Source organism: Blastococcus sp. SYSU DS0539, assembly GCF_054050855.1.
Map to the genome: position 1 here is coordinate 20333 of NZ_JBJHAF010000009.1, position 15566 is coordinate 35898.

Sequence of the window (15566 nt, forward strand, 5' to 3'; positions counted from 1 at the left end):
CCGCTGCCGGACCGGGGATCACCGGGCCGGCGGCCGCAGCGGGGGTGCCGTCCGAACGCCGAAGACCTCCCGCAGCGCCACCCGGGCCGCGTTGTCCCCGCACATCCCGTGGACGGCGGGCCCCGGCGGGGTGGCCGCCGAGGCGAGGTAGGTGCCGGGCAGGGGCGTCCGGTACGGGTTCCACCGGGGCACCGGGCGGGCGAGCATCTGCCACAGCGACGCCTCGCCGTTGGAGATCTCGCCGCCCACCTCGTTGGGGTTGCCGGCCTCCATCTGCGGGGCGCTGAGGGTGTGCCGCGCCAGGACGGTGTCCCGGAAGCCCGGGGCGAACCGCTCGATCTGCGCCTCGATCCGCCCGGTCATGTCGACGTCCGACCCGCGGGGCACGTGCACGTAGGCCCAGAGCACGTGCCCCCCGGACGGCGCCCGCGTCGGGTCGACCACGGTCGGCTGCACGGCCAGCACGAACGGCCGGTCCGGGATCTGCCCGGCGGCCGGCGCGGACTCCGCGGCGACGGTCTCCTCCAGGGTGCCGGCCAGGTGCACGGTGCCCGCCCGGCGGACCTCCGGGTCCGCCCACGGCACCGGCTCGGAGAGCGCCCAGTCGATCTTGAAGACGCCCGGGCCGTGCCGGTAGCGGGCCACCCAGCGCCGGTAGCCCTCGGGGGTGCGGTCGCCGGCCATGCGGACGAACGCCTCCGGCGTGGTGTCCAGGAGGACGGCGGGGACCCCCTCGAACTCGCGCAGATCGGTGACCAGGTGCCCGGTGACCACCTCGCCGCCCTGCTCCTCCAGCGCGGTCACCATCGCGTCGGCCAGCCGCTGGGACCCGCCCTCCACCAGCGGCCACCCGACGTGGTGGGCGAGCATGCCCTGCAGCAGCCCGAGACCGGCGGTGATCGGCCGGGTGAGCTCCAGCGTCCCGTGGGCGGCTGCGCCGGCGAGGAGGGCCTGTGGCTCGGGCGTCCGGAACCGGCGCTGCACCAGCCCCCGGATGCTGGGCAGTCCCGCCAGGGCGAACGCGGCGAGCGCCGGGAGCCCTCGCGTGGGGACCCGGCGCAGGGCGCTGGACAGGAAGTAGTCCACGAGGGCGTCGCCGTGCTCGACCAGCGGGCCCAGCAGGCGCCGGTAGGCGGTGCCGTCGGCCCCGAAGGCGTCGGCCGTCTCGTCGAGCGACCGTCGCGCGAGCGCGGCCCGCCCGCCGTCGAGCGGGTGGGCGTACGCGATCTCCGGCTGGACGAACCGGACCCCGCGGGCGGGCAGGTCGAACTCGCGGAAGAACGGTGCTGCGGCCGCCATGGGGTGCACCGCGGCGCACACGTCGTGGACGAAGCCCGGCCGGGTGTACCCCGCCGACCGGATGCCTCCGCCGGGCGTCTGCGCGCACTCGAGGACCTGCACCCGCAGCCCGGCGGCGGCCAGCCGCAGCGCCGCCGCCAGCCCGTTGGGCCCCGAACCGACGACGACGGCATCCGGCTTCCCGCTCATCGGTCCCATGCTCGGCGACGACTCCCGCGCCGGCCAGCCGGCGGTCGCCGTGGCTCGCGCAGGGGTGCAGGTGGCCCCGGCTGTCGCTAGGGTCGGAGCCGGCAGCTGAACGGACCGAGGCGTGCGACCGAGACCGTGCCTGCACGCCCAGCGACCCGTCCGCCCTCGCCGGCGGTCGGGCTCTGCAGGGGGTGTTCATGAAGACCTGGCTCGATGCCTGGCCGGTGTTCCGGCAGCTCACCGGGGACGATCCCTCCGGCCGCGGCGAGGCGGTGCGCAGCAGGCGGACGGACGCACTGGTCCCGCGCACGGCCACCGCCGACCGGGTCGTGCAGAGCGTGTGCCCGTACTGCGCCGTCGGCTGTTCCCAGCGGGTGTTCGTGCAGGACGAGAAGGTCACCCAGATCGAGGGCGACCCGGACTCGCCGATCAGCCGCGGACGGCTGTGCCCCAAGGGGGCGGCCAGCAAGAACCTGGTCACCAGCCCCACCCGCCAGACGAAGGTCCGGTACCGCCGTCCCCACGGCACGGAGTGGGAGGACCTCGACCTCGACACGGCGATGGACATGATCGCCGACCGGGTGATCCGCACCCGCCGCGAGACCTGGCAGGACGAGGTCGACGGCAAGCGGGTCAACCGCACGATGGGGATAGCGAGCCTCGGAGGGGCGACCCTCGACAACGAGGAGAACTACCTCATGAAGAAGCTCTACACCGCGCTGGGCGCGGTGCAGGTCGAGAACCAGGCGCGCATATAGCACTCCTCCACGGTCCCCGGTCTGGGGACCTCGTTCGGTCGCGGCGGCGCGACGATGCCGCAGCAGGACCTGGCCAACGCCGACTGCATCGTCATCCAGGGCTCCAACATGGCCGAGGCCCACCCGGTGGGCTTCCAGTGGGTGATGGAGGCCAAGGCCCGGGGCGCGACGGTCATCCACGTCGACCCGCGGTTCACCCGCACCAGCGCGCTGGCCGACCTGCACGTGCCGCTGCGCGCGGGCAGCGACATCGCCTTCCTCGGCGGTCTGATCAACCACGTCCTGTCCAACGGGCTGGACTTCCGGGAGTACGTGGCCGCCTACACCAACGCGGCGGCGATCCTGCGGGAGGACTTCCAGGACACCGAGGACCTCGACGGCCTGTTCTCCGGCTACGACCCCGAGAAGGGGCAGTACGACGAGACGTCCTGGCAGTACGAGGGCACGGAGGTCACCGCCGCGGCCGGGCAGCGCCAGTCGCCGAAGCCGGGGGCGTCCGGCGTCCCCGGTGGAGGGCGGCCCGCGGCGCCGGACCCGGAGGAGCACGCCGAGGGCGGCTCGGAGGAGTCGGGCAGCGGCGGCGTGCCCATCGGCGGCAAGCCCCGTCGGGACGAGACGCTCGAGCACCCGCGGTGCGTCTACCAGGTGCTCAAGCGCCACTACGCGCGCTACACCCCGGAGCTGGTCCACGAGGTCTGCGGCATCGAGCCGGCGGTGTTCGCGAAGGTCGCCGATGCGCTGACCAGGAACTCCGGCCGCGAGCGCACCAGCGCGTTCGTCTACTCCGTGGGCTGGACCCAGCACACCGTCGGCGTCCAGTACATCCGCGCGGCCAGCGTGCTGCAGGCGCTGCTCGGGAACATGGGCCGCCCGGGTGGCGGCATCCTGGCGCTGCGCGGACACGCCAGCATCCAGGGCTCGACCGACATCCCCACCCTCTACAACATCCTTCCCGGCTACATCCCCATGCCGCACGCCCGCGAGGACCGCGACCTGGACGACTTCGTCGCCGAGGCCTCGGGTTCGGTCGGCTACTGGGGCAACATGCGGAAGTACGCGGTGAGCCTGCTGAAGGCCTGGTGGGGAGACGCCGCGCAGCCGGAGAACGACTTCTGCTTCGACCACCTGCCGCGGCTGACCGGCGACCACAGCAACTACCAGACGATCGCCGAGCAGATCCAGGGCAACGTGCCCGGCTATTTCCTCGTCGGGGAGAACCCCGTCGTCGGCAACGCCAACGGGAAGATGTCCCGGCTCGGGCTGGCCAACCTCGAGTGGCTCGTCGTCCGTGACCTCCAGATGATCGAGTCGGCGACGTTCTGGCAGAACGGTCCGGAGATCGAGACCGGTGAGCTGGTGACCGAGCAGATCCCCACCGAGGTGTTCTTCCTGCCCGCGGCGGCGCACGTGGAGAAGGACGGCTCGTTCACCAACACCCAGCGACTGCTGCAGTGGCACTCCCAGGCCGTGGAGCCGCAGGGGGACTGCCGCAGCGACCTGTGGTTCTACTTCCACCTCGGCCGCATCGTCCGCGAGAAGCTCGCCGGGTCCACCGATCCGCGGGACCGGCCCGTCCTCGACCTCACCTGGGACTACCCGACCCACGGGCCCCTGGCCGAGCCGAGCGCCCACGCGGTGCTCCGCGAGATCAGCGGGACGGGGCCGGACGGCACGGCGGTCTCCGGCTACACCGAGCTCGAGGACGACGGATCCACCAGCTGCGGCTGCTGGATCTACTCCGGGGTCTTCGCCGACGAGGTCAACCAGGCCAACCGCAAGAAGCCGCACACCGAGCAGGACCTGGTGGCGCCGGAGTGGGGCTGGGCGTGGCCCATGAACCGCCGGGTGCTCTACAACCGCGCCTCGGCCGACCCCGAGGGCCGGCCCTGGAGCGAGCGGAAGAAGTACGTCTACTGGGACGAGGACGCCGGGAAGTGGGCCGGCCCCGACGTCCCGGACTTCGAGCCCACCAAGCGGCCGGACTTCACACCTGCCGAGGGCGCCACCGCCGAGGACGCGCTCGCCGGCACCGACCCGTTCATCATGCAGGGCGACGGCAAGGCATGGCTCTTCGTGCCGGCCGGGCTGGCCGACGGTCCGATGCCGACCCACTACGAGCCGGCCGAGTCGCCGGTGCCCAACCCGCTGTACGCGCGGCAGGCCAACCCGGCACGCAAGGAGCTCCGGGGAGCGTGGAACCGGGCCAACCCCGCGATGAACGAGGTCTTCCCGTTCGTCGTCACCACCTACCGGCTCACCGAGCACCACACCGCCGGCGGGATGAGCCGCACCCTGGAGTACCTGGCCGAGCTGCAGCCCGAGTTCTTCTGCGAGGTCAGCCCCCAGCTGGCCGAGGAGCGAGGGCTGGAGCACATGGGCTGGGCGACGCTGGTCAGCACGCGCAACGCCATCGAGGCACGGGTGCTGGTCACCGAGCGGATGCGCCCGCTGCGGGTCGCCGGCCGCGAGGTGCACCAGATCGGCATCCCCTACCACTGGGGCCAGAACGGCATCACGACCGGCGACTCGGCGAACGAGCTGCTCGGCGTCGTGATGGACCCGAACGTGCACATCCAGGAGTCCAAGGTGGCCACCTGCGACATCCGGCCCGGCCGCCGGCCCCGCGGTCCGGCGCTGGTCGAGTTCGTCGAGGACCACCGCCGCCGGGCCGGCGTCGCCAGCGGGCGGCTCGGCCCCAACGGACGAGCCCCGATCGAGGAGCGCTCATGACGACGATCAGCTCGGCGAGCACCGCCTTCTCCGGGGACGACCCGCACAACCGGTTGTTCGGGCCGGTCCCCGACGTCGCCGGCGAACGCGGCTACGCCGACGACCACCCGCCGCGGGTCGGCTTCTTCACCGACACGTCGGTGTGCATCGGGTGCAAGGCGTGCGAGGTGGCGTGCAAGGAGTGGAACACGCTGCCGATGGACGACGCCGAGGGCAACCGCGCGCAGATCGGGCTGACCGGGGCGTCGTACGACAACACCGGCCTGCTCGGCGCCAACAGCTGGCGGCACGTGGCCTTCGTCGAGCAGAGCCGCGCGGTCGACCTCCCGATGCCGACCGTGGGGGCGCCGGGGGCGGTCGGTGGTCAGCGGCCGCTGGAGGACCCGCCCGTCGTCCACTCGCAGGTGCCGGCGTCGGCGACCACGGCGGAGCAGAGCGCACCGCAGCAGACGCCGTCGGCGGACCGGGAGATCCGGTGGCTGATGAGCTCCGACGTCTGCAAGCACTGCACCCACGCCGCCTGCCTGGACGTCTGCCCGACCGGTTCGCTGTTCCGCACCGAGTTCGGCACCGTCGTGGTGCAGGAGGACATCTGCAACGGCTGCGGCTACTGCGTGCCGGCCTGCCCCTACGGCGTGATCGACCAGCGGCAGGACGACGGCCGGGTGTTCAAGTGCACCCTCTGCTACGACCGGCTCACCGACGGGCTGCAGCCCGCGTGCGCGAGCGCCTGCCCGACCGAGTCGATCCAGTTCGGCGACCTCGACGAGCTCCGCGCCCGCGCCGACGCCCGGCTGGCGGCGCTCCAGGAGAAGGGGGTCGAGGGCGCCCGGCTGTACGGGCACGACGAGACCGACGGGGTCGGCGGTGCCGGGGCGTTCTTCCTGCTGCTCGACGAGCCGGAGGTCTACGGGCTCCCGCCGGATCCGGTGGTGACCACCCGCGACCTGCCCTCGATGTGGCGGCACGTCGCCGCGGGCGCGGCGATGGTGGTCGGCCTGGTGGCGTCGGCGTTCGTGGGGCGACGCCGGTGACCGCGGGGGAGGGGCTTCCCGGGGTGGGCTGGCGCCGGGCGGACGGGCCGCCGGCACAGGACCGGGAACGGCGCCGCCGCTCCGGCGGCCGGCCGCGGCCCGGCGAGTCGGTGGTGGGGGAGGCGGAGTTCACCTCCTACTACGGGCGGCCGGTGATCAAGCCGCCGGTGTGGAAGACCCCGGACGTGCCGCTGTACCTCTTCCTGGGCGGCGCGGCGGGGTCGTCGGCGCTGCTGGGCGCGATGGCCGAGCTGACCGGCCGGCCGGCCCTGGCGCGGGTCGCGCACCTGTCCGCAGGGGGCGGGGCGCTGACGTCGGTGGCCTTCCTCATCCACGACCTCGGCCGGCCGGAGCGGTTCCTCTACATGCTGCGGGTGTTCAAGCCGAGCTCGCCGCTGTCGGTGGGGTCCTGGATCCTGGCGCCGTTCAGCGCGCTGGCCACGGCCACCGCGGGGGCGCACCTGCTGGGCCGGTTCCCGCTGCTGCGCCTGCTCACCGGGGCGGGCGCGGCGGTGCTCGGCGGGCCGATGACGACCTACACCGCGGCGCTGATCGCCGACACCGCGGTGCCGTCCTGGCACGTGGCGCACCGCGAGCTCCCCTTCGTCTTCGCCGGCTCGGCCATGGCCGCGGGCGGCGGCATCGCCCTCGCCTGCACGCCGGTCGACGAGGCCGGCCCGGCTCGGCGGGTCGCCGTGGCGGGGGCGGCGATCGAGCTGGGGACGATGCACCGGGTCGAGCACGGCCACGGGCTGGTCAGCGAGCCCTACCGCACCGGTCGTGCGGGGCGGCTGCTGAAGGCCGCGCGCGCCTGCACCGCGACGGGGACGGCGCTGGCCCTCGCCGCCGGCCGGCGGCGGGTGCCGGCGGCGCTCGGCGGTGCGCTCCTCGCGGCCGGCTCGGCGCTCACCCGGTTCGGCGTCTTCGAGGCCGGCATGGCCAGCGCGGCGGACCCGAGGTACACCGTCGAGCCGCAGCGGGCCCGGTCGGCCGACCGGGACGCCGCGGCGGCGGACCACGGAGTGTCGAGCGGCGCCTGACATCGGGAGGGCGCGATCGCCGCGCTCATGCGCACGACTGCGGTCATCCGCGCTCGATACCCGCATCCATGCGCATCGCGGTGGCTCGCCTCACGAGCGGCCGGCGGCACCCGGTGCGGTCTGCTCGGCCGGGTGCGTGCCGCTGAGGTGACGGCGGCGTTGACCAGGCCGACGTGGCTGAACGCCTGCGGGACGTTGCCGAGCTGGCGACCGAGCCGGGTGTCGTACTCCTCGCTGAGCAGCCCCAGGTCGTTGCGCAGGTCCAGCAGCCGCTCGAACAACCGCGTCGCCTCGGCCCGGCGCCCGGCGCCCGGTCCCGTTCAGCGCGTCGACCAGCCAGAAGCTGCAGGCGAGGAAGGCGCCCTCGGGGCCGGGCAGCCCGTCGTCGGTGTCCTCGGCCTCCGGCCGGCACCGGAGCAGGAGACCGTCCTCGGCCAGTTCGCGGCGGACGGCGTCGACGGTGCCGGTCACCCGGGGGTCGTCCCAGCCGAGGAACCCGAACCGCGGGATGAGCAGCAGGGCGGCGTCGAGCCCGCGGCCGCCGTAGAACTGGGTGAAGGTGCCTCGCTCGGCGTCGTAGCCCTTCGCGCAGACGTCGGCGTGGATCTCGCTGCGCAGCGCCCGCCAGCGGTCCACCGGACCGTCGAGGCCCTGCTGCTCGACCGCCCGGACCGCGCTGTCGACCCCGGCCCAGGCCATGACCTTGCTGTGCACGAAGTGCCGTCGCGAGGTGCGGACCTCCCACAGGCCGTTGTCGGGCTCGTCCCACGCGCCCTCGAGGTAGTCCAGGAGCTCCCGCTGCAGGGCCCACGCGTCGGCACTGTGCGGCATGCCGGCCTCGCGGGCCAGGTGCAGGCCGTCGAGCACCTCGCCCCAGACGTCGAGCTGGAACTGGTCGGCCGCGCCGTTGCCGATCCGTACCGGTGCCGAGCCCTCGTAGCCGGCCAGCCAGGGCAGCTCGTGCTCCGGCAGGCGCCGGGCCCCGTCGACGCCGTACATGATCCGCAGATCCGCCGGATCCCCGGCCACCGCGCGCAGCAACCAGTCGCGCCACGCCCGCGCCTCGTGCACGTAACCGGTGCCGAGCAGGGCCTGCAGGGTGAACGTGGCGTCCCGGAGCCAGGTGTAGCGGTAGTCCCAGTTGCGCACCCCGCCCAGCTGCTCGGGCAGGGAGGTCGTCGCCGCGGCGACGATCCCCCCGGTGGGTGCGTAGGTCAGCGCCTTGAGGGTGATCAGCGAGCGGCGGACGGCGTCGTCCCACCGCCCGGTGTAGTCGCACCGGCCGATCCAGTCGGCCCAGAACGTCTCGGCGTCGGCGAGCGCCGCCTCGGGGTCCAGTGCCCGGGGACGCGGCCGGTAGGACGGCCCCGTGGCTGAGCACGAACGGAACGCGTTCCCCGGCGCCGACGCCGAACTCCGCCCGCGCGGTGCCGTCGTGCTGCTCGAGGGGGACCGGCGTGCGCAGCCACAGCGCGTCCGGTCCCGCGACGGCGACGACGTCGTCGCCGTCGGTGTAGGTCCACGGCCGGAGGTGGCCGTAGTCGAACCGCGGCCGCAGGACCGTCCGCATCCGCACCCGGCCGGACCGTCCCGCGACGATCCGGACGACGTCGGCGGCCTCGCCGCGTAGGGGCATCAGGTCGATGACGTCGACCGAGCCCTCGGGGGTCTCCCACGTCGTCTCCAGCACCAGCGAGTCCCCGCGGTACCGGCGTCGGGTGCACGTGGCCGCCCCGCTGGGCGCCAGCAGCCAGCGACCCGCGCGGTCGTCGTCCAGGAGCGCGGCGAAGCAGGCGGGGGAGTCGAAGCGGGGTAGGCACAGCCAGTCGATCGACCCGTCGCGGCCCACGAGGGCGGCGGTCTGCAGATCACCGATCAGCGCGTAGTCCTCGATCCGCCGCGCCATCGGTCACCGAGCGCGGCGCCACGCGGCGAGGCCGGAGGCGACCGCCCCGGCGCCGGCCGCGGCCAGCGCGCCGTGGTGGCGCGAGGCCCAGATCTGCGGATCCCAGGTGCGGGTGCGGTGGCGGAAGCTGCCCCGGGCGCCGAAGTCGCGGCCGTCGGGTCCGTCGGCCGGCTCCCAGAGGTTGACCGGGTCGTCGGGGGAGGCCGGCTCGCCCCGCTGCTGGCCCTCGTAGCCGTTCCGGGCGAGGTACCGGTCGAGGAACTGCGGCCAGACCTTGTTGCCCAGGATCGTCCACACCGTCGGGTTGCCGACCCACCACGCGCGGCGGCGCGGGTGCTCGCTGGCGTGCACCAGCGCCTCGGCCATCAGGTCCACCGGGTAGATCGGCGGCACCGGCTGCGGCCGCTCGGGGAGCTTGTTGAGCACCCAGTCGAACTGCGGGGTGTTGACCCCGGGCAGGTTCACCATCGTCACGTGGACGTTGCTGCCGTCGTGCCGCAGCTCGGTCAGTAACGACTCGGTGAACCCCTTGATGGCGTGCTTGGCGCCGCAGTAGACGCTCTGCAGCGGGATGCCCCGGTAGGCCAGCGCGGAGCCGGTCTGCACGATCACCCCGCGGTCGCGCGGCTTCATCCGCCGCAGCGCGGACATGGTGCCGTGCACGAAGCCCAGGTAGGTGACCTGGGTGACCCGCTCCCACTCCGCGGGGGTGATCCGGTCGAAGGGCGCGAACACCGTGCTGAAGGCGACGTTGCACCAGACGTCGATCGGCCCGAGCTCGTCCTCCACCCGGCTCGCCGCGGCGTCGACGGCCGCCGCGTCGGCGACGTCGACGGGGATCACCAGCGGCGTCCCCCCGGCGTCCCGGACCTCCGCCGCGGCGGCGGCGAGACCGGTCTCACCGCGGGCCAGCAGGGCGACGCGGTCCCCTCTGCGGGCGAAGGCGACCGCGCTCGCCCGTCCGATCCCGCCGCTGGCCCCGGTGACGACGACGACCCGCCCCGTCCCGGCTCGTTCCCTTCCGCGCACGGCAGACCCTTCCGTGGTGGTCGTCACGGCCAGGCGCACAGCCGGCCGCCCGGACTCGGCGCTGCCACCCCGGGCACGCACCGCCGGCTCCTCACGGTGTGCACGGTGGGCGCGGGGAGCAAACCCGATCCGGTGGACGGATCGGGCCCGGGCGGCGCGGAGGCGTCAGTCGGCGGCCTTCTCCGGAGCGTGGTCGTTCCCGCCGAAGACCCGGGCGGCGACCTCGCGGCGTGCGGTGGTGAGCCACTCGTGCTGCCGGTTGGCCTGCTCGACCAGCCCGTCGAGCTGCTCCTTGTCCAGCCGACCGTCGGCGTCGGCCACCTCCCGGAGGCTCTCGAAGCCGCTGCGCTTGGCCCGGACGGCGGAGGCGAGGAACTCGAACTCCACCAGGTCGCTCAGCGGGGAGCGGCTCAGCAGCCGGCCGTTGAGCTTCAGCCGGGAGGCCTTCTCGCCCACCCACAGCGCCAGTTGCTTGTACCGCTGGACCGGCAGGCCGAGGGCGTCCATCGTCGAGCGCAGCGCGGCCTTCTCCTCGTGGAGCTCGGCCAGGAGCTGCTCGAGCTTCGGCGCGTAGGCCGTGCCCCGGTGGACGTCCAGCATCCGCCGCACCAGCTCGATGCCCCCGGTGGAGGCGGCCAGGTGGTCGTTGCAGTAGATGGCCAGCAGATCGACGTTGTGCAGTCCGGACGGTTGGGACACGGGACCTCCAGGGGTCGGGCACGGTTGGCGACAGTCTCGTCGCCGATCGGGCGGAGCGCGCGGTCGCTGCGGCAGACGGGGCACGGGACGGTGGGTGTAGGGTCGGACGCGCCGACGCGGGGTGGAGCAGCTCGGTAGCTCGCTGGGCTCATAACCCAGAGGTCGCAGGTTCGAATCCTGTCCCCGCTACTCCGACGAAGGCCCGGTTCCGCAGGTGACCGGGCCTTCGTGCATCCGCACCGGCCCGCCCGCCGTGGTGTGTTGTGTGTCACCCCGATTCTCTCTAACGTGCGGTGGGACGACCGCCGCTCAGGAGAGGACCACTCGTGTCCGTCGACGCCGCACCAGCACCGGGAACCGTTCCGCCGCCGCGCAAGGTGGACGCCGCCGATCTCGGCATCGACCTGTCCGACCGGGACTTCTGGGTGCGCCCCCCGGCCGAGCGGCACGCCGTCTTCGACCGGCTGCGCCAGGAGCGCCCCTTCGCGTTCTTCGCCGAACCCGAGATCCCGAACATGGCGACCGGCCCCGGCTACCACGCGGTGACCCGCTACGCGGACCTGGAGGCGATCAGCTGCCAGCCCGCCGTCTTCTGCTCGGGTGAGGGCGCGGTGTCCATCCAGGACATCCCGGCCGACCTCAACGAGTTCTACGGCTCGCTGATCAGCATGGACGACCCGCGGCACGCCAAGATCCGGCGGATCGTGGCGAAGACGTTCACCCCGCGGATGCTCGAGCGCGTGGTGGACTCCGTCGCCGCGATCGCCGACGACGTCCTCGCCGAGGTGCGGCGGAAGGCGACCGGGGGGGACGGCACCTTCGACGTCGTCGCCGACCTCGCCGCGCCCATCCCGCTGCGGGTCATCTGCGACATGATGGGCGTGCCGGAGGAGGACCGGGCCATGGTGCTGGCCAAGTCCAACGTCATCCTCTCCGGCGGCGACCCGGAGCTGCTGGAGGACGAGGAGGACCCGCTCACCGCCGTCCTCATGGCGGGGATCGAGCTGGCCGCGCTCATGGAGCGGCTGGCCGCCGAGCGGGTGGAGCAGCCCACCGACGACCTCACCACCGCCCTGGTCACCACCGAGGTCGACGGCGAGCGGCTCAGCCACCAGGAGATCGCGTCCTTCTTCATCCTGCTGCTGGTGGCCGGCAACGAGACCACCCGCAACGCTCTCTCGCAGGGCCTGCTGGCGCTGCAGGAGCACCCTGACCAGCGGGCCCGCTGGATGGCCGATCCCGGCCTGACCCGGACGGCGGTCGAGGAGGTCGTCCGCTGGACCAGCCCGGTGACCTGGATGCGCCGCACCGCCACCCGGGACGGCGAGGTGAACGGCTACCGGTTCGCCGCCGGCGACAAGTTCCTGCTCTTCTACGCCGCCGCCAACCGCGACCCCGAGGTGTTCGCCGAGCCGCACCGGTTCGACCTGGCGCGCGACCCCAACCCGCACGTCGGCTTCGGGTCCAAGGGGCCGCACTTCTGCCTGGGTGCGCACCTGGCCCGCCGGGAGCTGGCGGTCACCTTCACCAAGGTGTTCGAGCAGCTGCCCGACCTGGAGGTGACCGGCCCGCCGGCCCGCCTGCGCTCGTCGTTCGTCAACGGGCTCAAGCGGCTCCCGGCCCGGCTGACGGGTGCCCGGTGACCCGGCTGGAGGCGGATCTCGAGCGTTGCGTGGGCGCCGGGGCCTGCGAGGCGCTGGCACCCGACCTGTTCGAGGTGGGCGACGAGGGGACGGTCGTGGTGCTGCGCGCGCACCCGGAGGGCGCCGACGTCCGCGACGCCGAGGAGGCGGTGCGGCAGTGCCCGACGCAGGCGCTGCGGCTGGTGGCGGAACAGCCGGCCCCCGCGGCCGGTTGACCCGTTCCATGGAGACCACCGTCACCGACGTCCCCGAGTCCGACCGCTTCGAGATCCGCGACGGCGACCGCGTGCTGGGGGTGGCCGCCTACGAGCGTCGCGGCGAGACCCTGGTGTTCACCCACACGGAGGTCGACCCCGGCGCCGGGGAGTCCGGCCTCGGCAGCACGCTGGTGCGGGCCGCCCTCGACGAGGTGCGGTCCCGCGGCGGGTCCGTGGTGCCGCGCTGCTCGTTCGTGGCCGGCTGGATCGAGCGGCACCCCGACTACGCCGACCTCGTCGCCGACCCGGAGCGCTGACCCCGGCACCGGTGGGGCGGTCCGCCCGCCCCACCGGTCCCGCTCACAGCACCTTCGAGCTCACAGCACCTTAGAGCTCACAGCACCTTCGAGTTCACAGCACCCTCGAGCCGTACATCTCGCCGAGCGGGTCGGCGATCAGCTCGATGCGGGCGCCGTCGGGGTCGCGGAAGTACACCGAGACGCCGCTGTGCACCTCGTGCGCGACGCCGGCCTCGGTGAGCCGCCGTACGAGCTCCTCCCACCGCTGCGGCTCGACGCTGATCGCCAGGTGGTGCAGGCCACCCAGTACCTCGGCGTACGGGCCGACGTCCAGGCCCGGGAAGTCGAAGAAGGCCAGCAGGTTGCCGTTGCCGATGTCGAAGAAGAAGTGCGACGAACCGGGGTAGTCGCGGTTCTCGATCAGCTCCGTCAGCGGGAAGCCGAGCACGTCCTGGTAGAAGCGCACCGTCCGCTCGACGTCGCTGCTGATCAGCGCGGTGTGGTGCAGCCCCCGCGCGGTCGACGCCGGCCGCTGCCCGGCGGGGCGCAGGTGGGCCTCCCGGATCCGGGCCCGCGCGTTCTCCAGCGCGGTCAGGTCGCGGTCGTTCTCGGGGGTGCGCACGGTTGTTCCTCCTGGCTCGGGACGGCTACCGGCGACAACCGGGAAGACGGTGATCTCGTTCCCCGCCCGTGCCCGCCGCCGGTCCTCCTGCGAGGGTGGGGATCATGCGGGTTCTCGTGGCCGGGTGGTTCAGCTTCGACGAGGTGATCGCCACCGTCGGCGACGAGCTGGGGGCCGACGCGGTGGTCGGCTGGCTCACCGAGCTGGGCATCGACCACGACGTCGCCTGGGCGCCCTACCTGGGCCGGGGCGTGCACTGGCGAGACGTCGATCCCGCCGGCTACACGCACCTGGTGTTCACCACCGGACCGGTCGGCGACCTGCCCCCGCTGCCGGAGCTGACGGCCGCGTTCGTCGGCGCGCAGCGCTGGGCGGTGAACGTCTCCGTCGTCGACGACGCCGCCCGCACGATGTTCGACGCCCTCTGGGAGCGGGACGCGCCGGGCGTGACGCGGCCGGACCTGGCGATCGCGGGCCCCGCGCCCGAGGCGCCGGTCCTGGCGGTGGCCTTCGCGCCGGTACAGGGCGAGTACGGCGACCGCAGCCGGGCCGATCGGGTCCGCGGCGTGATCGAGGAGTGGCTCGCCGCGCGGGCCCTGCCCTGGTTCCCGATCGACACCGACCTGTTCGAGAAGCCCCACCCGCGCCGCCCGGCGCAGGTCGAGGCGCTCCTGCGCCGGTGCGACGTCGTGGTGAGCATGCGGCTGCACGGGATGGTGCTCGGCCTCAAGCACGACCGACCGGTCATCGCCTGCGACCCGGTGGAGGGCGGGGCGAAGGTCAGCGGTCAGGCGAAGGCGCTGGAGTGGCCGCTGGTGCTCTCCGCCGAGGAGGTGACGCCGCAGGCGCTCGACGACGCCCTGGCCCGCTGCCTCGGCGGTGAGCTGGCCGGCGCGGTCGGCCGGTCCCGGGTGCTGGGCGCGGCAGGCAACGACCGCGCGCGCGAGTGGCTCACCCGGCAGCTGGGTCGCTGAGCGGCCGCTGCGCCGCCGCGAACCGCCGCTCGACCTCCGCCGGAACCGGCCGCCGCTGCCGCAGCGCGGCCGGCAACCGGCGGGCCCAGCCGCGCAGCGCCGCCCGGGCGGCCGGATCGGTCGCTGCCCTGCGGGCCAGGCGGCCGGTGGCCGCCAGCGCGACCGGGAGCGGCCGGCGCAGCCAGTCGACCAGCAGGTCGTTGCGGGTCTGCAGCGCCCAGCGCGACGCGGAGACGGTCGGCGGACCGGCCGGGTCGTGCCAGGCGACGACGTCGTCGGCGTAGCACTGCTGCCGGCCGGCCGCCGCGAGGTCGAGCGCCAGCAGGTGCTCCTCGCCGCCGAAGAACAGCAGCGGCGAGAACCCGCCGACCGCCAGGTAGGCGTCGCGGCGGAGGACCGTGGCGAACGCCGGGTAGCTCAGCACGTCCGGCCCCGGGCTCCCGGGCGTCGTCCCGAGCACGGCGGCCCGGTGCTTGCGGGTGACCGCGTCGATCGACCCGTCGGCGGCCATCCGCACCCGGCCGGCCAGCAGCGCGACCCGGGGGTGGGCGTCCAGCAGGTCGGCGGCGCGGTCCAGCGCTCCGGGCTCCCACCACGAGTCGTCGTCGGCGAAGGCGACGTAGGGCGTGCCGGCCCGCTGCACGCCGACCGTCCGGGCCACCGCGCCGCGGTTGGCCGGCAGCTCCACCACCGTCACGTCGGGGTGCCCGGCGCGGACGGCGTCGGCCGTGCCGTCGGCCGAGGCGTTGTCCACCACGATCACCGCAGGGCCGCCGGCCAGGTGCGCCAGCGAGCGGAGCAGCGACTCGCGGCGGTCGCGGGTGGCGACGACGACGGTGACGCGCTGCTCGGTCCGCACAGCTCGGTCGGGTCAGGCGGAGAGCGCGGTGCCGGTGGGGGCGTCGTCGAGGGCTCGGGCCAGCTCGTCGAGCGGCAGGTCGAGGGCGCGGGCCAGGGCGGCGACGGTGAAGAACGCCGGCGTGGGCACCCGCCCGGACTCGATCTTGCGCAAGGCCTCGAGGCTCACCCCGGAGGTCGCGGCGACCTCGGCGGGCGCGCGCTCGCCCCGGGCCGAGCGCAGCAGGGACCCCAGACGCCGGCCGCGGTCGCGCTCGGCGGGCGTCAGCGGCGGTCGGACCATGGCCGT

General features: G+C 74.2%; 12 protein-coding genes, 1 tRNA gene and 4 pseudogenes. 8 read left to right on the forward strand and 9 right to left on the reverse strand.

Annotated features, from left to right (window positions below; all coding sequences use genetic code 11):
- Window positions 1-18: 18 nt before the first annotated feature.
- Complete coding sequence (locus ACI790_RS12425) at window positions 19-1488, reverse strand: phytoene desaturase family protein (protein WP_456570082.1); 1470 nt, start codon at window positions 1486-1488, stop codon at window positions 19-21.
- A 191-nt stretch (window positions 1489-1679) separates the two neighbouring features.
- Between ACI790_RS12425 and fdh the strand changes: the two are divergent.
- The 3 genes and pseudogenes from fdh to nrfD all read left to right on the forward strand — a co-directional run bounded on the left by fdh (window position 1680) and on the right by nrfD (window position 7050).
- Window positions 1680-4976, forward strand: a pseudogene (gene fdh / locus ACI790_RS12430) (formate dehydrogenase).
- Window positions 4973-6010, forward strand: coding sequence for a 4Fe-4S dicluster domain-containing protein (locus ACI790_RS12435; protein ID WP_456570083.1), 1038 nt, complete (start codon window positions 4973-4975; stop codon window positions 6008-6010). Before fdh ends, ACI790_RS12435 begins: the two are co-directional and overlap by 4 nt.
- Window positions 6007-7050 (forward strand): NrfD/PsrC family molybdoenzyme membrane anchor subunit, encoded by a 1044-nt coding sequence (nrfD, locus tag ACI790_RS12440; protein WP_456570084.1) that lies wholly within the window; start codon window positions 6007-6009, stop codon window positions 7048-7050. The genes ACI790_RS12435 and nrfD overlap by 4 nt, the downstream gene beginning before the upstream one ends.
- 212 nt (window positions 7051-7262) lie before the next feature.
- Here nrfD and ACI790_RS12445 read toward each other — a convergent pair.
- From ACI790_RS12445 to ACI790_RS12465, 5 genes and pseudogenes are all read right to left on the reverse strand, one after another.
- Window positions 7263-7331: pseudogene (locus tag ACI790_RS12445) on the reverse strand (hypothetical protein); the annotation flags it as partial.
- A gap of 97 nt (window positions 7332-7428) precedes the next feature.
- Window positions 7429-8388: pseudogene (locus ACI790_RS12450) on the reverse strand (glycoside hydrolase family 15 protein); the annotation flags it as partial.
- Window positions 8389-8563: 175 nt separating this feature from the next.
- Window positions 8564-8956 (reverse strand): annotated as a pseudogene (locus ACI790_RS12455) (trehalase-like domain-containing protein); the annotation flags it as partial.
- 3 nt (window positions 8957-8959) lie between these two features.
- Window positions 8960-9985 carry an SDR family oxidoreductase gene (locus tag ACI790_RS12460; RefSeq protein ID WP_456570085.1) on the reverse strand — a complete coding sequence of 342 codons (1026 nt, stop codon included), beginning with the start codon at window positions 9983-9985 and terminating at the stop codon, window positions 8960-8962.
- A 165-nt stretch (window positions 9986-10150) separates the two neighbouring features.
- A complete protein-coding gene (locus tag ACI790_RS12465; protein ID WP_456570086.1) occupies window positions 10151-10684 on the reverse strand; it encodes a hypothetical protein in 534 nt (177 codons plus the stop codon).
- A gap of 115 nt (window positions 10685-10799) precedes the next feature.
- Here ACI790_RS12465 and ACI790_RS12470 point away from each other — a divergent pair.
- From ACI790_RS12470 to ACI790_RS12485, 4 genes are all read left to right on the forward strand, one after another.
- Window positions 10800-10873: transfer RNA gene (locus tag ACI790_RS12470), tRNA-Met, on the forward strand.
- Window positions 10874-11010: 137 nt separating this feature from the next.
- Window positions 11011-12327 (forward strand): cytochrome P450, encoded by a 1317-nt coding sequence (locus tag ACI790_RS12475; RefSeq protein ID WP_456570087.1) that lies wholly within the window; start codon window positions 11011-11013, stop codon window positions 12325-12327.
- Window positions 12324-12542, forward strand: a complete 219-nt coding sequence (locus tag ACI790_RS12480; RefSeq protein WP_456570088.1) for a ferredoxin — start codon at window positions 12324-12326, stop codon at window positions 12540-12542. The genes ACI790_RS12475 and ACI790_RS12480 overlap by 4 nt, the downstream gene beginning before the upstream one ends.
- Window positions 12543-12550: 8 nt before the next feature.
- Complete coding sequence (locus ACI790_RS12485; protein WP_456570089.1) at window positions 12551-12841, forward strand: GNAT family N-acetyltransferase; 291 nt, start codon at window positions 12551-12553, stop codon at window positions 12839-12841.
- 94 nt (window positions 12842-12935) lie between these two features.
- On the opposite strand, the gene ACI790_RS12490 is transcribed toward ACI790_RS12485, so the two are convergent.
- Window positions 12936-13445 carry a VOC family protein gene (locus tag ACI790_RS12490; protein ID WP_456570090.1) on the reverse strand — a complete coding sequence of 170 codons (510 nt, stop codon included), beginning with the start codon at window positions 13443-13445 and terminating at the stop codon, window positions 12936-12938.
- 104 nt (window positions 13446-13549) lie between these two features.
- Here ACI790_RS12490 and ACI790_RS12495 point away from each other — a divergent pair, with 104 nt between their 5' ends.
- Window positions 13550-14419, forward strand: a complete 870-nt coding sequence (locus tag ACI790_RS12495; protein WP_456570091.1) for a polysaccharide pyruvyl transferase family protein — start codon at window positions 13550-13552, stop codon at window positions 14417-14419.
- Here ACI790_RS12495 and ACI790_RS12500 read toward each other — a convergent pair.
- A complete protein-coding gene (locus ACI790_RS12500) occupies window positions 14397-15278 on the reverse strand; it encodes a glycosyltransferase family 2 protein (RefSeq protein ID WP_456570092.1) in 882 nt (293 codons plus the stop codon). The genes ACI790_RS12495 and ACI790_RS12500 overlap by 23 nt on opposite strands.
- Window positions 15279-15290: 12 nt before the next feature.
- Complete coding sequence (locus tag ACI790_RS12505; RefSeq protein ID WP_456570093.1) at window positions 15291-15560, reverse strand: helix-turn-helix domain-containing protein; 270 nt, start codon at window positions 15558-15560, stop codon at window positions 15291-15293.
- Between the last annotated feature and the right edge of the window lie 6 nt (window positions 15561-15566).

What these genes read in the sequence shown, in the direction of transcription:
- ACI790_RS12495 (WP_456570091.1), top strand. Translation starts at nt 13,550, where the DNA reads ATGCGGGTTCTCGTGGCCGGGTGGTTCAGCTTCGACGAGGTGATCGCC.
- ACI790_RS12485 (WP_456570089.1), top strand. Translation starts at nt 12,551, where the DNA reads ATGGAGACCACCGTCACCGACGTCCCCGAGTCCGACCGCTTCGAGATC.
- ACI790_RS12435 (WP_456570083.1), top strand. Translation starts at nt 4,973, where the DNA reads ATGACGACGATCAGCTCGGCGAGCACCGCCTTCTCCGGGGACGACCCG.
- ACI790_RS12425 (WP_456570082.1), bottom strand. Translation starts at nt 1,488, where the DNA reads ATGAGCGGGAAGCCGGATGCCGTCGTCGTCGGTTCGGGGCCCAACGGG.
- ACI790_RS12505 (WP_456570093.1), bottom strand. Translation starts at nt 15,560, where the DNA reads ATGGTCCGACCGCCGCTGACGCCCGCCGAGCGCGACCGCGGCCGGCGT.